The organism is Sandaracinomonas limnophila (genome assembly GCF_004005965.1).
GTDB classification, from domain to species: domain Bacteria; phylum Bacteroidota; class Bacteroidia; order Cytophagales; family Spirosomataceae; genus Sandaracinomonas; species Sandaracinomonas limnophila.
This window is the reverse complement of record NZ_SACY01000001.1, coordinates 60,403-77,853: the sequence shown is the minus strand read 5'-3', so window position 1 is coordinate 77,853 and position 17,451 is coordinate 60,403. Positions and strand designations below refer to the sequence as shown.

The window sequence follows — 17,451 nt, the reverse complement described above, 5'->3', positions numbered from 1 at the left end:
TTATGGGTTTGGGGTTATGGGTTATGGGCTTTGGGTTTTGGGTTATGAAAAAAAATTAACTCATAACTCATAACCCATAACTCATAACTCATAACTCATAATATTTTTCCAAATAGATTTCCATCTCCTCCTGCACTTTCTTAGCCTCTCTTTTGGCAGATATAAACGTATCTTCTCCGGCATAAATTATACCTCTTGAAGAGTTTACTAATAAGCCCACATTCTTATTCATTCCGTATTTGGAAACATCTTCCAAGCTTCCACCTTGTGCTCCTACTCCGGGAACTAATAAAAAATGATTAGGGGCAAATTTGCGTACTTCCTGTAAATAATCGGTTCTTGTGGCTCCTACTACGTACATCATATTCTCTACAGATCCCCACTCTTGCGATTTTTCTAAGACATTTTGGTAGAAGGTTTTACCGCTCTCATCTTTTATCAATTGAAAATCTAAAGAACCTGGATTAGAAGTTAAGGCCAACAAAATGGCCCATTTGTTTTCAAAAGCTAAAAAAGGAGTTACAGAATCTTCCCCCATGTAGGGTGCAACTGTTATTGAATCAAAATCTAATCCACAAAAACTTGGGTCAAAAAAAGTTTGAGCATATTTGGTGGCAGTGTTACCAATATCTCCTCGTTTGGCATCTGCAATAGTAAAAATTTCTTTTGGGATAATCTCCATTGTCTTCTGCAAAGTCTCCCATCCTTTTGGTCCCAATGCCTCATAAAAAGCAATATTGGGTTTGTAGGCTACGGCATAATCAGCCGTGGCTTCAATTACTGCTTGATTAAACGAAAAAATAGGATCCTTTTCAGTTTTAAATTTGGAGGGAATTAATTTTGGATCGGAATCCAAACCCACACACAAATAGGATTTTTTTTGAAGAATCTGTTGAACTAATTCGTTTAATTTCATTGGATAAATGTAAGGCCGCTTTTTTTGAAAAATGGCTAATTTTGAATAAATTTGATACAAATTAAATAATTTTTAGCCATTTTATGCAATTTATCGCACACGATTTACCAGGAATTGTAGAATGTATTCCTACAAAATTTCACGACGACAGAGGTTATTTCTACGAATCGTACAACCAAAGGCTTTTTGAAAAAAATGGAATTCCTGGAAATTTTGTTCAAGATAATTATTCTTATTCTACCAAAGGTGTTATTAGAGGCCTACATTTTCAAAAAAAACCTTTTGGACAAGGCAAATTAGTACGTTGCATGCAAGGTAAAGTAAACGATGTAGTGGTAGATTTACGTAAAAATTCGGCCACATTCGGACAATATCGTAAATTCCAGTTAGATGCAGAAAAGGGAAATATGCTTTTTGTTCCTGTTGGTTTTGCGCATGGTTTTGAAGCATTGGAAGATACTATTTTTGTGTACAAATGCACTGAATTCTGGAATAAAGAATCTGAATCGGGAATTCGATACAATGACCCTACCTTAAACATCGATTGGGAAACTAAAGCTCCTAATGTTTCAGAAAAGGATGTAATTTTACCTTTATTTGATTCAAACGAGGAAATTTTTTAATCCATAAATAATTGGTAACTTTGCACTAATGACGCGGAAATTGATTCTTTCCAGCCCTCTTTTAGAAATAACCATCTCTAGGTTATGTCAAGAACTCATTGAAAATCAATTACCTGGTATTGAAACAGTTATTTTAGGTTTGCAACCGAGAGGCATTTATTTCGCTGAGCGAATCGCTCAAGAACTTGCCAAAAATATGCCTAATGCGCCATTATTAGGTAAATTGGATGCAACTTTTTACCGAGACGACTACCGTAGAAGAGAACATTTAGAACCCAATTCTACCGATATTCCATTCATCATAGAAAATAAACGAGTAATTCTTTGCGATGATGTTTTAGCAACAGGTAGAATGGTACGCTCTGCTTTAGATGCCATGACCTCTTTTGGTAGACCAGCTAAAGTGGAACTTTGTGTACTGATAGACAGAATTTATAATCGTGATTTGCCGATACACCCCAACTATGTCGGAAAATCAGTTAACACCTTGAACACCGAAAAAGTCCATGTTGAGTGGAAAGAACAAGGTCATAAAGCGGATAAAATTTGGTTAATTACAAATCAATAAACTATGTTGAAATCGCCACATTTATTAGGAATCAAAGACTTGGATGAAGAATCCATCCAATTGATTGTTAAAACGGCAAAGGAATTTAAAGAGGTTTTAAACCGCCCTATCAAAAAGGTTCCTTCCCTGCGAGATGTAACGATTGCCAATGTTTTTTTTGAAAATTCCACCAGAACCAGACTATCCTTTGAATTAGCAGAAAAAAGACTTTCTGCAGATACCATCAATTTCTCAGCATCTGGCAGTTCTGTTAAAAAAGGCGAAACGTTATTAGACACAGTTAACAATATATTAGCCATGAAAGTGGACATGCTTGTGATGCGTCATGCAAGTCCAGGTGCACCACATTATCTTTCCAAGCACATCAAGGCCAATATCGTAAACGCTGGAGATGGGACGCATGAGCATCCAACTCAGGCCTTACTCGACACCTTTAGCCTACAAGAAAAATTAGGTGATTTAGCAGGAAAAAACATTGCAATCATTGGTGATATTCTACATTCTCGTGTAGCTTTATCGAATATTTATGCTCTAAAAAAACAAGGGGCTAACGTCCGACTTTGTGGTCCTAGTACCTTAATTCCCAAACATATTCAAAGTTTAGGAGTCGAGGTTTCGCACGATGTCCAATCAACTTTACAATGGTGTGATGCGGCAAATGTCTTGAGAATTCAACTGGAAAGGCAACAAATTAAATATTTCCCTAGCTTAAGAGAATACGCCTTAACTTTTGGTATCAACCGTAAAATGTTGGAAGAATTGCCCAAAGAAATCGTTTTGATGCACCCTGGGCCAATCAATCGCGGAGTAGAATTAAGTTCTGATGCGGCAGATTCTCCACATTCAATTATATTAGATCAAGTAGAAAACGGAGTCGCTGTTCGTATGGCAGTTCTGTATTTATTGGCTCAACGTCAATAAAAATATACCCCAATGGAGTCAATTAAAACCCATATTCTTTCCAATGGAATTACTGTTGTTCACAGGCAAGTGATACATACGGAAATTTCGCATTTAGGAATTATGTTGGATATTGGAAGTAGGGACGAAAATGAAACGAACCAAGGATTGGCACATTTTTGGGAGCACATGGCTTTCAAGGGAACTCAGAAAAAGAATAATTTACAAATTATTAACAGATTAGAGGTTATTGGCGGTGAATTAAATGCCTATACAACCAAAGAAAAAATCTGTTTTCACGCATCGGTTTTGAGTCCGCATTACGAGAGGGCACTTGAATTATTATCGGATATCACCTTCAATTCAACATTTCCAGAAAAAGAATTAGAAAAGGAACGATTTGTCATTTTGGAAGAAATGGCCATGTATTACGATAATCCGGAAGATGCCATTCAGGATGATTTTGATGAAGTTTTATTTCCAAATCATTCTTTGGGGTATAATATTTTAGGCGTTCAGCAAACAGTTTCTAATTTTCAGCCATCTGATTTGAGGAAATTTATTGATGAACATTTAGATACACACCGAATTGTTGTGTCTTCGATTGGCAAGCTGAGTCATCATAAAGTATTTCAATGGGCAGAAAAGCATTTAGGAGGCATTGCAAAAAAATCCAATTTAAAGCAGCGAGTTATTCCAAAACCTAATGCACCTTTAGAAAAGAAAATAAAAAGAGGCATGAGTCAATCGCAGGTTGCAATTGGTAGACAATCTTTTGAAATTCTTCATCCCGACCGCTTAGCATTTTTCATGATCATTAATTTGTTGGGTGGGCCCGGCATGAATTCCATGTTAAACGTATCGGTAAGGGAAAAGCATGGATTAGTTTATAACATTGATGCAAGTTTCACCTCTTATATGGATTCCGGCTTTTGGGCCATTTATTTTGGGACTGAGCCTAATCAGGTTAACAAAGCGCTCAAATTGATTGGCAAAGAAATGAACAAATTGAAGGAGAAAACTTTGAGTCCAGCTCAATTGCAAAAGATAAAATCCCAATTAAAAGGACAATTGGCGATGGCTGAGGAGGGAAATTTGAATTTCATGTTGATGATGGCTAAAAGTTTATTAGATAGGGAAAAAATAGAAAGTTTGGAGGAGATTTTTCAACAAATTGATGCCATTTCACCTCAAAAAGTCCAAGAATTATCCAATCAAATGTTTCAAGAAGATCAAATAAGCAGATTAATCTTTGAACCCTAAGCCCTGTGCATCTTTACCTTCATATTCCATTTTGCAGACAGGCTTGTCACTATTGCGACTTTCATTTTAGCACGAATTTAAAGCTCAAGGAAGAAATAATTGAAGCTATTTGTGAAGAAATAAGAATTAGAAAAGATTATTTAGGCACGAATAAACTCTCAACAATCTATGTGGGTGGCGGAACTCCTTCCCTATTGACAAAATCAGATCTAAGCAAAATTTTTACAACAATTCAACAAAATTTCACCATTTTACCAGATGCTGAAATTAGTTTAGAGGCGAATCCCGAAGATTTAAATCCAATTTATTTAAAAGAATTAAATGAAATTGGCATAAATCGATTGAGTATTGGAATTCAAAGTTTTCATGAAAAAAATCTACCCTATTTAAATCGAAATCACAGCATACAACAATCTTTAGAGGCCATAAAAAATGCTAAAAAACAAGGATTCGATAAAATTAGCTTAGATTTAATTTTTGGAATACCTGGAAATTCAATGGAAGATTTAAGGTATGATTTAGAACAATTAATAGCCTGTGATGTGGATCATATTTCATGTTATAGTTTAACAATTGAACCCAAAACCTATTTCGGTAATTTAAAGAAAAAGGGACAATTCAAAGAAACTGATGAATCGTTGATGGAACAGCAATTTATCCAAATAATAGACACATTAGAGGCACATGGATTTGAGCAATACGAGGTTTCAAATTTTGCTAAAAATGGGCAAATTTCGATTCATAACTCAAGTTATTGGTTTCAAGAATCATATTTAGGGATTGGTCCTTCAGCACATAGTTACAATGGAGTTTCTCGGCAATGGAATGTGTCAAGTAATGGAAAATATGTAAAAGGCATTATGAATAATGAGCCTTATTTTGAAAAGGAAGAATTAAAAGTGAAGGATATTTTAAATGAAATGGTTATGACCCGTTTGCGGACCAAATGGGGTTTGCCGATGCAAGAATTTAATTCTTTGATTCAGGAAAACAAATTAGAAAATCCAGAATTAATCATAAAAACTTGGATTTCAGAGGGCAAGGCAAAAATTGAAGGAGAGCACTTGATTTTAACAAAAAATGGAAAATTAATAGCAGATAAATTAAGTTCAGATATTTTTTTCATTTAATTCCGCAATTCAAAAAAGCCTATTATTTTTGCAAACAATTATCTATTTATGGCCAAACGAATTGACACATCTTCTTCCAAACGAGAGCTGCAAGGCTCTAAATTTAGTCGATCCAATTCTGCTGTAAACAAATCAAAGAAGTCCAAAAACAAAATTATCCGATTTTTATTCAAGCTAATTTTAATCCTTTGGGGAACCTCAATGGGTGCTTTGTTATTGGGAAAATTCCTGCCAATTTATTTCACTCCTACGATGATGTCTAGGAAATTAGACGCATGGTCAGAAGGAAAATCAGGTAAAATATATAGCAATTGGGCCTCTTATGAGGAAATTGATAGAAATTGTGCCTTAGCAGTAATCGCTTCAGAAGATCAATTATTTCCAGATCACAATGGTTTTGATTTTGATGCCATGATTGGTGCGGCAAAAAATAACATGAAAGGCAAGCGCATTAAAGGTGCAAGTACGATAAGTCAGCAAGTTGCCAAAAATGTTTTCCTGTGGCAAGGCAGAAGTTATATTAGAAAGGGCTTGGAAGCCTATTTTACCTTTATGATTGAATTAATTTGGGGTAAAAAAAGAATTTTAGAAGTATATTTAAATGTTGCTGAAACTGGCAAAATGACCTTTGGTGTAGAGGCAGCTTGTAGAAAATATTATGATCATACTTCCACAGAGGTAAGCAAATCTGAGGCCGCCAGAATAGCTGCAGTATTACCGAATCCTATTCGTTTTTCAATCGAAAATCCTTCTGGATATGTTTTAAGGAGAACTTCACAAATTCAGCGACAAATGCGCATGCTGGGTGGAAAGAAGTTTTTGGAGGAAAACAATTTATAATTGTTAATTGTTAATTGTTAATTAATGAAATATAATTCATAATTCATAATTCATCATTCACAATTCTATACTTGGTTCCCAAAAAACATTTTTAAATTCAACAATCTGATCATCCACAATTTTAATACCTTCTTTTTCTAATAATTCTTGCATTTTTCCAGGTCCGAAGAAGTTTTTTCCTGACAAAAGTCCATTTCGATTAACAACTCTATGTGCAGGAATATCGCTTTGACTATGACTTGCATTCATAGCCCAACCAACCATTCTTGCACCACCTTTACTACCTAAATAAGCCGCGATAGCTCCATAAGAAGTCACACGACCTGATGGAATTAATCGGACTACCTCGTAGATGTCATTAAAATCCACTTTTAATAATTGTTAATTGTAAATTGTTAATTGTTAATTAAAGGAAACATAATTCATAATTCATAATTCATTTACAATCTCCCTCTCAAGTTCCTCATACCATTTTTCACCAAATTTGCGAATCAAAGGAGTTTTTAAAAACTTATATAAAGGTACACCTAGACTTTTTCCATGTGAGCAGGCATCTGAACAAATACTCCAACGCTCATAGTTCACGGCCTTAAATTCGGCTAATTTGGAAACTCGAATGGGATATAAATGACAAGAAATAGGTTTTTGAAAATCCACCTTGCCGTCCAAATAAGCCTGTTCGATAGCACATTTCAAATAGCCCTTATCATCATAAATTGCATATACACATTCGCGACCTTTGATAATTGGAGTAGAATAATCGCCATCCTCATCTCTGACCCAAGTACCTTGTTTTTTTATTTCTTCTTTACCGATTTCCGACAAATAAGGCTCAATGTCGGCTTGAATTCGATCAATAATTTCCAATTCCTCTTCTTCTAAGGGAGCACCCAAATCGCCTTCTATGCAACAAGCCCCTTTGCATTTCGACAAATCGCACACAAAGAATTCCTGAGAAATGTCACTCGTGATGACAGTATCATCTATTAAATACATAATTTTAAATTTTAACAAAGGTATTCAAAATGTAATTTTATACGAAATGCAACGTTTTAAAATATTAATAGTAATTTTGTAATTAGATTTTGCTTAATCGAAAAAATGCAAAAAAATTTCAATTTCCTTTTTCTATTTCTTGCCTTAAACATCAGCGGTTATTCAGCTATTAGCGTTCCAGACACTATTCAAATCGGAGCGATTAAAGTGGCAATCCATGAATCGGCTAAACCAATTTTAGAAAAAGAATTTAAAATGTTAGGATCCAACAAACGCTACGTGGCGAGTATGTTGGAAAAAATGAAATTGTATTTTCCTGTGATTGAGCCTGTGTTGAATGAAGGTTGCATTCCGAATGAATTTAAATATTTGTGTGTACAGGAAAGTGCGCTCAATGGCAATGCCATTTCTACTTCTAATGCAGTTGGATTTTGGCAATTCAAATATGATACGGCAAAGGATGTCGGACTTAAAGTCAATTCTGATGTTGACGAAAGAAGACATATCATTGAGGCTACAAAAGGTGCTGTAAATTATTTTAACAGAAACAATAATGTCTTAAATAATTGGGTTAGTACTTTACTTTCCTATCGTTTGGGTTTAGGATCTGTAAAAAAAATGTCGATTTTTCCCGAATGGAATGGAAAAAGTGAGATTCAAGTAGACTCCTCTACGGACTGGTATGTATTGCGATTTTTAGCCTATAAAAACTTTTGGGAAGATCAATTTGCTCAAAATCCGACTTATGCGAATTCCCCGTCGTTGTTAACCTATTCTCAAATTCAAGGTAAAAATTTATTAGAAATTTCAGATGAACTGAAAATTAGTTACGATGATTTGAAAAAATTTAATCCGTGGATTTTAAAAGATTATGTTCCTAGCGATAAAAACTATATTATTTATCATCCTTCGAATTTAAATTATTATTTGGATTCAGAGGTAGTACCAGAAGAACAAAAAATTCCTGAAAAGAGGCCCATTCCGGTTGAAGACCCTAAAACATTTGTCCTAACTGCCTCTGTTGACACCACTCAATTATTTCCGGTAAACAAAAACCTATTACCTAAGAAAAAGCACAAAGAAATATTAAGTAAGGAGGTTGAAACGAAAATTCATACTATTGTTCCTGGAGATAATTTAACTTCAATTGCTCAAAAGTATGGGATGACCTTATCGGAAATTTATTCCTTAAATCATATAGAGCCCAATAGTATATTATCCATAGGACAACCCATAAAATATGTTCGAAAAATTCCAATGGTGGAATTAATTTCAAAAAAAATGGATGAAAAGTCATTGTATACAAAAAACAATGAATTAAAGCAGGAAGAAACTAAAGAAGAAAAATATGAAGAAGAGCAAATAGAAGGTCCGAGAAAAATAACAACAAAAGAGGAAAAAGAAAGTTTCTTGATTGAACCAGCTGAATCAAGAATCATATCGGTTATTCCTGAAAGGGCAGAAAAAGAACCTTGGAAAGAGAGTAAATTACCTGAAAAGGAGTCGAAAATTGTACTATCAAGTTCAGAATTTAAAAAAGAAACCATTGAACCCAAAAGGGAAATCACTTTACCCAAGGAACATACAGTTTTAGATGGAGAAACGCTTTACGGAATCTCAAAAAAATATGGTATTTCAGTAAATGATATTTTGAAATTGAATAAAGAATTATTGAAAAATGGCCTAAAATCTGGCCAAATAATAAAAATCAAATAGATTTATTTTTTACGAAGCATCAATAAACCATCGCGAATAGGCAACATTACCTTCTCGACGCGCGAATCTTCCAAACATTTTTGGTTGAAATCGCGAAGAGCCTTGGTCGATTTATCATTTGCGTTTTCTTCAATCACCTTTCCAGACCAAAGGACATTATCAATTATTAAAATTCCACCTGGTCGAATTTTATCAATTAATAAATCAAAATACAAACCATTCGATTTTTTGTCTGCATCTATAAAAACTAAATCAATTGGGCCATCAATTTTTTCAATTTCAAATTGGGCATCTGCGATACGATAATCTATTTTCAAGGCAAATTCGGAACGGTCAAAAAAAGACCTTGTAAACGATTCTAACTCCTCATTTACATCCATCGTAATTAATTTACCTTTTTCAGCTAAACCCTCTGCCAAACAAAGTGCAGAATAACCCGTATAAGTTCCAATTTCTACTATTAAATTAGGATTGATTAATTTAGCAATAAACGAAAGAAATCGCCCCTGAAGATGCCCTGAAAGCATCCGTGGTTGCATGACCATGGCGTGGGTTTCTCGATTTAGTTCCTTCAATAAATCTGATTCAGGACCCGAGTGAAGACGTGCATATTCCTCAATTCCTTCGTTAACAATCTCCATTCTATTTGGTACCTATGTAAAAGAAATCTAAAGAATCTGCCGGTTTATCAGAAATGAAATAATCATTTACTTGAATATCCGAAACCAATTTTGCGTTCGATTTAGCTGCTAGAACTCTAGACATTCTATTGGCGATGTCATAAGGAACCTGCAACCAGGTACGAGGCAATTTATACTGCAAATTAAAAATATCGAAGCGTGTAATTTTTTGTACAGACTTTTTATTTTCCTCGTAATAGGCCATCACTTTTTCGTTTCCATGAACCCCTAAAGTTTCTACCTGAGCAAAATGCTTTTGCATCAAAGCTTCTAATTCATGAGCTAAATATTCTCTTACGTGCCAAGGGTTGCGTGTCAATGAAAATTTTTTATTTACAGTTGTTAGATACAATTTACCTCCGGGTTTTAGCACACGAGCAGCTTCTTTCAAGAAATAATCGTCATTTTCAATATGTTCAATTACTTGGAAAGTAACCACGTAATCAAACGAATCGGAAGGAATATCTTTTAAAGGAGGTAAAAACATATCCACAAAAGTAAAATTGGGATATTCTTTAGAAAGCTTATTCAATAACTCTTCATTCTTATCTACACCCGTATATTTACTGATTTGATTAGACAATACAGCCACTCCCCTGCCAGTTCCACATCCTATTTCCAATAAATTTCCAGATACCAATTGGCTCACATATTCATAAGGAAAGAGTAAACGTTGATGAACGGGATTATCAGATGTTATTTCAGAAGAGGCAATTTCGGTAGTCTTGTACATATAAAGTGTTAAAGCTACAAAGATACTCAAAATTGAGGAAATGGTGGATAATTCTAATTTTTTACCGACCTTTGCCAAAATTAGCATCGTGAATTCAGAAAACAAACCCTTCCGCAAACCCTTTCGTCCAAATTTTGCTCCAAAACCTTCTAACTCAGAATTTGTATTTGGTATTCAATCTGTTTTAGAAACAATTCGTTCTGGAAAAGAAATTGATAAAATTTTAATTCAAAGAGAATTAGGCAATAATGAAGTCTTAGAATTGGCAAAAGAAAGTGGTTTACAGGTGCAAAAAGTACCTTTGGAGAAATTAAATAGAATTACTCGTAAAAATCACCAAGGAGTTATTGCATTTGTTTCGGCTGTTCATTATGCTAAATTAGAAAATGTAATTTCAGACTGTTACGACAAAGGAGAAAATCCATTCATCTTAGTTTTAGATCGAATAACTGACGTCAGAAACTTTGGAGCGATTGCGCGTACGGCTGAAATAGCAGGAGTAAAAGCAATCGTTATTCCTTCTAAAGGTGCGGCACAAATCAATGCGGACGCTATGAAAACCTCTTCTGGCGCTTTGAATTTCTTACCTGTTTGTAGAGAAGAATCTCTTTATAGTACTGTTGAATATCTTCAAAACTCTGGACTACGAGTGGTTTGCTGTACCGAAAAAGCACAAAATAATTTATACAAAACTGACTTAACGGGCCCATTAGCAATTGTTATGGGATCGGAGGAAGATGGTATTACTGATAATATCTTACGCAGAGCCGATGAGATGGTATCTATTCCCCAAGCTGGAAAGGTTGGATCTTTGAACGTTTCTGTGGCTACAGGTGTGGTTCTTTTTGAAGCTGTGAGGCAACAGAATATTTAATAGGGATAAGGGAAAGGGATAAGGTGCAAAGTGTTAAGAATAAGGGTTTTGTTCCGAAATTGGGGGACTATGCATGGCGCTAAAATTTTATCAAAAAACTTTTACTTTAAATTAGTAAATTGCAGGGGGTAAGGGGAATGCATTTCCCCAACACAAAAATTATTGAAATTCCTATCAACAAATTGATAAAAACATCTTAAAACTCAAACCTTAAAACTAACACCTTATCTCTCATACCTCATACTTCATACCTACTCATACCTCATACCTCATACTTCATACCTCATACCTCATACTTCATACCTCATACCTTATCCCTTATGTATAACCGTAGCAGCAGCCTGCGCACCAGCCAAAATAGTTAAATCAGAAATGTGCACATTTACAGGGGCTGTAACTACATATTTAATTGCATCTGCCACATTTTCCGCATATAAAGGTTCGAAACCCTTATAGACCGAATCAGCTCTTTCCTGATCTCCTTTAAATCGAACTAATGAAAATTCAGTATTCACTGCACCAGGGGCAATGTTAGAAACCTTGATATTATATGGATTCAAATCTAAACGCATTCCGTTTGATAAAGCTTCGACAGCTGCTTTAGAGGCACAATAAACAGCTCCATTGGCATAAGTCATTTTACCTGCTATGGAAGAAAGATTAACCACATGTCCCTTATTTCTTGCCTTCATTCCGGGAATTACCGCTTTAGATACATATAAGAGTCCCTTTACATTTACATCAATCATTTCATCCCAATCGTCAATTTCTCCTTGATCAATTGGCTCCAAGCCATGCGCATTACCCGCATTATTTATTAAAACATCAATAGACTTCCATTCTTCTGTTAATGAATCAAATGCATCTTGAACAGTAGGTTGATTTTTTACGTCAAATTGTAAACAAACACTAGGAGTGGTTATTTCTAATTGTAATTCTTCCAGCCGCTCCATTCTCCTTCCACATAAAATCAAAGAATAGCCAACAGACGCCAAAGCTAATGCAGTAGCTCTACCAATTCCGGAACTAGCACCAGTAACACAAGCAATTTTATTCATTTTTTAAATAATCAGGTTTTGAAGAAAAGAAACACAAATTATGCAATAAATTTGTAAAAATTTATTCTATGAATTACTTAATCGTTGGTTTGGGGAATATTGGCCCAGAATATTTATTCACAAGACATAATATTGGCTTTATGGCTTTAGATTATCTCGCCAAATTTAAAGAAATTCAATTTAAGGTAGATCGACTGGGTTCAGTTTCATCCTTTAAATTAAAAGGACATACTATACATTTATTGAAACCCTCAACTTTTATGAACTTGAGTGGCAAAGCCTTAAATTATTGGATGCAACAATTAAAAATTCCAAAAGAACAAGTTTTAATATTAGTTGATGACTTAGCCCTACCATTTGAAACATTACGATTGAAACCGAAAGGATCTTCTGGGGGACACAATGGACTAAAAAACATAGAAGCAGTTCTTGGTACCCAAGATTATCCGCGTTTGCGTATGGGAATCGGGGATCAATTTGCCAAGGGAAAACAAATTGATTATGTATTAGGTAACTTTTCTGACAAAGAAATTGAACTTTTACCATTCATTTTAGACAAAACAATCCTCTTCATCGAAACATTTTGCTTGGAAGGCATACAACAAACGATGAATAAATTCAACCAATAATTGTACTTTTTAAAGAATTTTGCATTTTTATAAGATTTTTAAAAATAAAAATATTCCTACTATTTTCAAAAAAGTACAAAAATATTATTCTGTTATTAATCATAAAACCTATATATAATTTGGTTTTAAGTGCTATTTAAAGAATTCAACTTTCAAAAAATGGCAAAATTGTCTAAAACCAAGTTTTGCCATATCAAAAAAATACAATAATTTTGCAGTGTTGATTTAGACAATTAAATATAACAAAACAAATGAAACGCAAAATTATGTTGATTAGCAGTTTAATTGGATTAAGCCTAATCGTGAACGAGGTGAAAGCAAGCGGTATCCCAGCAAATGTTGGAATTGCGAAAGCAGAAAAAGTAAATTTAGAAGAAACATTATCTGGCAAGTTCCAATCATTATACAAGGAGACTGGAAAAGGAAATTTTACACAATTAACGGTAACGATGAACATCTTAGATGCTTATCAAAACAATCAAGTTGAATATTTAAAGCTAAACAAGGAAGAAAAAACAATTTTCAATGAAACCATTAAAAATCTTTCTGCACAAGCACAAAATATTCAAGACGAAAAATCGTTAAATTGGATTAAAGAAATAAACAAATCCGCCAAAAACATTAACATCATCTGGGCAATAAATGAAAAATCGCCTGTGATTGATGTAGAAGCAAACGATATGACATTCGCTTCAAACAGCCTAATTGTCGTATTTAAGCAATAAAAAGTTAAGATTGTTAGTAGTTTTCATAGTTAAATAGGTTTAGAGGTAATTTGAAAAGGTGCTGTTTTTAACAACACCTTTTTTTTATAAATTTTGTACTAAACTTATATGAATTTAAAAAACTATTTATATCTTTGTAAAAATTTTCATAGTTAAATAGGTTTAGAGGTTAACAAAAAGTCCAGAAGTTTCTTCTGGACTTTTTTTGTTGTTTTAATTCAACGAAACAAAAAACCCGAGGTAAAACCCCGGGCTATTAAAACTTTTTATTAGAAACCCGGGGTTTCACCCCGGGCTATTACAAGTAAACCCCTGCGGGGTTTATTGCATTTTAACTTTTCATTTTTAACTTTTAACTTTTCTCTTATTAAGATATTTTCGCTCCATTCCAGATAGGGCTACTTGGATTCAAGAAAACCAATTCACCTTCCTGACCTTCTGCCATCAATATCATCCCTTCACTTTCTACCCCCATTATTTTACGTGGAGCCAAATTGGCCAAAAAAGTAACTTGTTTACCTTTTACCTCTTCCGGTTTAAAATGCTCTGCAATACCACTAAGAATTGTTCTTACTTTTATCCCATCATCAACTTTCAATTGCAATAATTTCTTACTTTTTTCTACTGCAACCGCCTCAACTATTTGTCCCACTCGTAAATCCATTTTCAAGAAATCATCAAAACTTGCTGTTTCTTTTATTTCAGGCACCTTTTTATTTGCCAATTCCATTTGTTTTTTTGTTTCCTGTAATTTATCAATCTGCTTTTGAATCACATCATCTTCCAATTTTTCAAATAACAGTCCTGGATTCTTCAAAGATGTACCAGCCTCTATTAAATTAAAATCGCCAATTTTACTCCATTCAGCTTGATTTAGTCCCAATGCTTTTCTTAATTTTTCAGAAGTAAACGGCAAAAATGGCTCCAAGGCAATACTTGCATGGGCTACCAATTGAATCGCATAATTCAATACTGTACCCGCTTTTTCAGGCTCAGTTTTAATTAACTTCCAAGGTTCAGCCTCTGCTAAATATTTATTTCCTATTCGAGCAATTTCCATGGCTGCCACCAAAGCATCCCTAAACTTATATTGTTCCAAGGCATTTGACAGAGGCTCTAAAATAGCTTGAACCTGTTTCATCATATCTTCCTCTAAACCTGCCCCAGCAGTTTTTTCCGGCACTTTTGAATCGAAATTTTTGTCAATTAAAACAAATGCACGATTGACAAAATTCCCCAAAATAGCAACCAACTCAGAGTTGTTTTTGGTCTGAAAATCAGACCAAGTAAAGTCGGAATCTTTTGTTTCTGGACTAAGGGCAGTCAAAGTATACCGCAATACATCCTGCTTACCTGGAAAATCCTCTAAATATTCATGCAACCAAACAGCCCAATTTCGAGAAGTTGAGATTTTATCTCCTTCCAAATTCATAAATTCATTGGCGGGCACTTGATCTGCCAATTGATATTCACCATGAGCCATGCACATTGCCGGGAAGATCAAACAATGGAAAACGATATTATCCTTTCCAATAAAATGCACTATGCGAGAATCCTCGGCCTTCCAATATTTCTCCCAATCGTCTGTTAATTGAGAAGTCATGGAAATATAACCAATAGGTGCATCAAACCATACATACAATACCTTTCCTTCTGTATCAGGCAATGGAATAGGCACTCCCCAATTTAAATCGCGAGTCATTGCTCGGGGCTTTAAGCCTTCTTGTAGCCACGATTTAACTTGTCCGGATACATTAGATTTCCATTCTGGATGTCCCGATACATATTCCTCTAAAGACTTTTGCCATTGATCTAAAGGCAAAAACCAGTTTTTGGTAGGCTTTAAAATAGGTGAATTTCCTGACAAAGTTGATTTTGGATTTATCAATTCTGTAGGTGAAAGTGTAGTTCCACACTTTTCACATTGGTCACCATAGGCCCCTGGTTGGTGACAAGATGGGCACTCTCCAACTATATATCTATCTGCTAGAAATTGATTGGCTGATTCATCAAAAAATTGGTTTGTAGTTTCCTCTATAAACTTTCCTTCGTCATACAATTTTTTGAAAAATTCTTGAGAAAGTTTGTGATGAACAGGATCTGAAGTTCGACCGTATATATCAAATGAAATACCAAACTCACTAAAAGAATCCTTAATTACCTTGTAATAATGATCAACAACCTCTTGTGGAGTTTTACCCTCCTTTTGCGCCTTAATTGTAATAGGTACGCCATGTTCGTCTGTCCCTGATACAAAAACTACATCCTTTTTCTGCATTCGAAGATACCTAACATAAATATCAGCTGGCAAATAACAGCCGGCAAGGTGTCCAATATGTATAGGCCCATTGGCATAAATTAGGGCAGCGGTAACGGTTGTTCGATTAAAATTTGGCATTCAAAATTATTAAAACACAAAAATAGGCAATTTTTACCTGTAAATGCTTGAAAAAATATCATTTATTAGCAATAGACTATTGGTATTTTCAAAATAAAAAACTATATTTGCAAACATTTTCAAAAAACCGATAAAATAGAATGTTATTAATTTCAATAAAAGAGAACGAATCAATTGATAAAGCTTTAAAGCGTTTCAAGAAGAAATTTGAGAAAACTGGAGTAGTTAAAGAATTACGTAGAAGATCTGCGTTTGAAAAACCATCTGTTTCTCGTCGTACTGAATTAATACGCGCTGCATATAAGCAAAAAATGTACGGAAACTCAAATAACTAGTTTTCGATAAAATACTTAAAAAATTGACTAAATTCGTGAATGAATCAGGATTTAGTCAATTTTTTTTTGGAGCATTTGCAAATCGAAAGGCGACTCAGTCCATATACCCTACGCTCCTATCAAACTGACCTACTGCAATTCTCTTCCTTTATATCAGAGGAATTTACTCCTGAAAAATCTATTGTTGATTTAAATTCTAAAGAAATCAGACTTTGGCTTGTGTATCTTGCGAACCAATCACTCGACAATCGAAGTATCAATCGAAAACTTGCCACGCTAAGAACTTTCTATAAATACCTACAAAGAACAGGCAAAGCAATTGAGAACCCAATGATTTCCATTAAGATGGTAAAAACAAGTAAAAAACTACCCCAGTTTTTGCGAGAATCTGAAATGGAGAAAATTGCATTTCATTCTGAAATATCATCTTTTGAAGAGCTTCAACAAGAATTGATTTTTCAACTATTTTATGGAACTGGAATGCGACTTTCAGAATTAATCAATCTGCAAGTAAACCAGATTGATTTTCTCAACCATCAAATTAAAGTTTTGGGAAAAAGAAACAAGGAAAGAATAATTCCTGCGCCTAAAAGCATTTTTGAATTGCTAGAAAAATATCTTAAAATTAGGCCAGTGGATTCAGAAATCCTCCTGACAAATACCAAAGGGAAAGCACTTTACCCTATGTTTGTACAAAGAATCATAAAAAAGATTATTTCTCAAACAAGTACCATCGAAAAACAGTCGCCCCATGTATTGCGACACAGCTATGCCACTCATTTGCTCAACAAAGGAGCCGATTTAAATGCAATCAAAGAACTCTTAGGCCATGCTAATTTAGCAGCTACTCAGGTCTACACGCACAATTCATTAGAAAAAATGAAAGAGATTTACAAGCAGGCACATCCGAAAGGTGGAAAGTGAAAAGTGGTATACAGGCTGTTTTAAAATTATCAGATTTCTTTTAAATAAAATACTTAAATTGCAGGGGGTAAGGGGAGTGATTTCCCCAACAAAAAAATAAATAAACTTCCTATCAACAAATTGATTAAATAGTTCACTTTTCA

19 protein-coding genes are annotated in these 17,451 nt (G+C 34.4%); 12 read left to right on the top strand and 7 right to left on the bottom strand.

Annotation, left to right across the window (positions count from 1 at the left end):
* Nucleotides 1-88: 88 nt before the first annotated feature.
* Entirely contained in the window at nucleotides 89-916 is an 828-nt protein-coding gene (gene pyrF, locus EOJ36_RS00360) for an orotidine-5'-phosphate decarboxylase (protein ID WP_127802037.1), read from the bottom strand.
* Between the two features lie 83 nt (nucleotides 917-999).
* Here pyrF and rfbC point away from each other — a divergent pair, with 83 nt between their 5' ends.
* The 6 genes from rfbC to mtgA are packed head-to-tail and all read left to right on the top strand — an operon-like array spanning nucleotide 1,000 to nucleotide 6,240.
* Nucleotides 1,000-1,539: a dTDP-4-dehydrorhamnose 3,5-epimerase gene (rfbC, locus tag EOJ36_RS00355; protein WP_127802036.1), complete on the top strand. Its 540-nt coding sequence runs from the start codon at nucleotides 1,000-1,002 to the stop codon at nucleotides 1,537-1,539.
* Between the two features lie 28 nt (nucleotides 1,540-1,567).
* Nucleotides 1,568-2,107, top strand: a complete 540-nt coding sequence (gene pyrR / locus EOJ36_RS00350) for a bifunctional pyr operon transcriptional regulator/uracil phosphoribosyltransferase PyrR (protein ID WP_127802035.1) — start codon at nucleotides 1,568-1,570, stop codon at nucleotides 2,105-2,107.
* A gap of 3 nt (nucleotides 2,108-2,110) precedes the next feature.
* The gene (locus tag EOJ36_RS00345) at nucleotides 2,111-3,028 is read left to right on the top strand and encodes an aspartate carbamoyltransferase catalytic subunit (RefSeq protein WP_127802034.1); all 918 of its coding nucleotides are present in this window, start codon (nucleotides 2,111-2,113) and stop codon (nucleotides 3,026-3,028) included.
* Nucleotides 3,029-3,040: 12 nt separating this feature from the next.
* Entirely contained in the window at nucleotides 3,041-4,270 is a 1,230-nt protein-coding gene (locus EOJ36_RS00340; RefSeq protein WP_127802033.1) for a M16 family metallopeptidase, read from the top strand.
* Nucleotides 4,271-4,275: 5 nt separating this feature from the next.
* Nucleotides 4,276-5,400, top strand: coding sequence for a radical SAM family heme chaperone HemW (gene hemW / locus EOJ36_RS00335; protein ID WP_127802032.1), 1,125 nt, complete (start codon nucleotides 4,276-4,278; stop codon nucleotides 5,398-5,400).
* Nucleotides 5,401-5,448: 48 nt separating this feature from the next.
* Nucleotides 5,449-6,240 carry a monofunctional biosynthetic peptidoglycan transglycosylase gene (mtgA, locus tag EOJ36_RS00330; RefSeq protein WP_127802031.1) on the top strand — a complete coding sequence of 264 codons (792 nt, stop codon included), beginning with the start codon at nucleotides 5,449-5,451 and terminating at the stop codon, nucleotides 6,238-6,240.
* Between the two features lie 57 nt (nucleotides 6,241-6,297).
* Here mtgA and EOJ36_RS00325 read toward each other — a convergent pair whose 3' ends face one another.
* Both EOJ36_RS00325 and EOJ36_RS00320 read right to left on the bottom strand, forming a co-directional pair.
* The gene (locus EOJ36_RS00325) at nucleotides 6,298-6,609 is read right to left on the bottom strand and encodes an MGMT family protein (protein WP_127802030.1); all 312 of its coding nucleotides are present in this window, start codon (nucleotides 6,607-6,609) and stop codon (nucleotides 6,298-6,300) included.
* A 60-nt stretch (nucleotides 6,610-6,669) separates the two neighbouring features.
* Nucleotides 6,670-7,236, bottom strand: a complete 567-nt coding sequence (locus EOJ36_RS00320; protein ID WP_127802029.1) for a DUF3109 family protein — start codon at nucleotides 7,234-7,236, stop codon at nucleotides 6,670-6,672.
* A gap of 105 nt (nucleotides 7,237-7,341) precedes the next feature.
* Here EOJ36_RS00320 and EOJ36_RS00315 point away from each other — a divergent pair, with 105 nt between their 5' ends.
* Nucleotides 7,342-8,952 carry a LysM peptidoglycan-binding domain-containing protein gene (locus tag EOJ36_RS00315; RefSeq protein WP_127802028.1) on the top strand — a complete coding sequence of 537 codons (1,611 nt, stop codon included), beginning with the start codon at nucleotides 7,342-7,344 and terminating at the stop codon, nucleotides 8,950-8,952.
* A gap of 2 nt (nucleotides 8,953-8,954) precedes the next feature.
* On the opposite strand, the gene EOJ36_RS00310 is transcribed toward EOJ36_RS00315, so the two are convergent.
* Nucleotides 8,955-9,593, bottom strand: coding sequence for an O-methyltransferase (locus tag EOJ36_RS00310; protein WP_127802027.1), 639 nt, complete (start codon nucleotides 9,591-9,593; stop codon nucleotides 8,955-8,957).
* A gap of 1 nt (nucleotide 9,594) precedes the next feature.
* Complete coding sequence (locus EOJ36_RS00305) at nucleotides 9,595-10,365, bottom strand: class I SAM-dependent methyltransferase (protein WP_127802026.1); 771 nt, start codon at nucleotides 10,363-10,365, stop codon at nucleotides 9,595-9,597.
* Nucleotides 10,366-10,450: 85 nt separating this feature from the next.
* Between EOJ36_RS00305 and rlmB the strand changes: the two genes are divergently transcribed.
* Nucleotides 10,451-11,239, top strand: coding sequence for a 23S rRNA (guanosine(2251)-2'-O)-methyltransferase RlmB (rlmB, locus tag EOJ36_RS00300; protein ID WP_394342705.1), 789 nt, complete (start codon nucleotides 10,451-10,453; stop codon nucleotides 11,237-11,239).
* A 311-nt stretch (nucleotides 11,240-11,550) separates the two neighbouring features.
* Here rlmB and EOJ36_RS00295 read toward each other — a convergent pair whose 3' ends face one another.
* Nucleotides 11,551-12,297 (bottom strand): SDR family NAD(P)-dependent oxidoreductase, encoded by a 747-nt coding sequence (locus tag EOJ36_RS00295; protein ID WP_127802024.1) that lies wholly within the window; start codon nucleotides 12,295-12,297, stop codon nucleotides 11,551-11,553.
* Nucleotides 12,298-12,365: 68 nt separating this feature from the next.
* On the opposite strand from EOJ36_RS00295, the gene pth reads away from it, so the two are divergent.
* Together pth and EOJ36_RS00285 are read left to right on the top strand one after the other, a co-directional pair.
* On the top strand, nucleotides 12,366-12,926 hold the full coding sequence (pth, locus tag EOJ36_RS00290) for an aminoacyl-tRNA hydrolase (protein ID WP_127802023.1): 561 nt from the start codon (nucleotides 12,366-12,368) through the stop codon (nucleotides 12,924-12,926).
* A gap of 251 nt (nucleotides 12,927-13,177) precedes the next feature.
* Nucleotides 13,178-13,651: a hypothetical protein gene (locus EOJ36_RS00285; protein WP_127802022.1), complete on the top strand. Its 474-nt coding sequence runs from the start codon at nucleotides 13,178-13,180 to the stop codon at nucleotides 13,649-13,651.
* A gap of 367 nt (nucleotides 13,652-14,018) precedes the next feature.
* On the opposite strand, the gene metG is transcribed toward EOJ36_RS00285, so the two are convergent.
* Nucleotides 14,019-16,049 carry a methionine--tRNA ligase gene (metG, locus tag EOJ36_RS00280; protein ID WP_127802021.1) on the bottom strand — a complete coding sequence of 677 codons (2,031 nt, stop codon included), beginning with the start codon at nucleotides 16,047-16,049 and terminating at the stop codon, nucleotides 14,019-14,021.
* 140 nt (nucleotides 16,050-16,189) lie between these two features.
* On the opposite strand from metG, the gene rpsU reads away from it, so the two are divergent.
* Complete coding sequence (gene rpsU, locus EOJ36_RS00275) at nucleotides 16,190-16,384, top strand: 30S ribosomal protein S21 (protein ID WP_127802020.1); 195 nt, start codon at nucleotides 16,190-16,192, stop codon at nucleotides 16,382-16,384.
* A gap of 39 nt (nucleotides 16,385-16,423) precedes the next feature.
* Complete coding sequence (locus tag EOJ36_RS00270; protein WP_127802019.1) at nucleotides 16,424-17,308, top strand: tyrosine-type recombinase/integrase; 885 nt, start codon at nucleotides 16,424-16,426, stop codon at nucleotides 17,306-17,308.
* The last annotated feature ends 143 nt before the right edge of the window (nucleotides 17,309-17,451 follow it).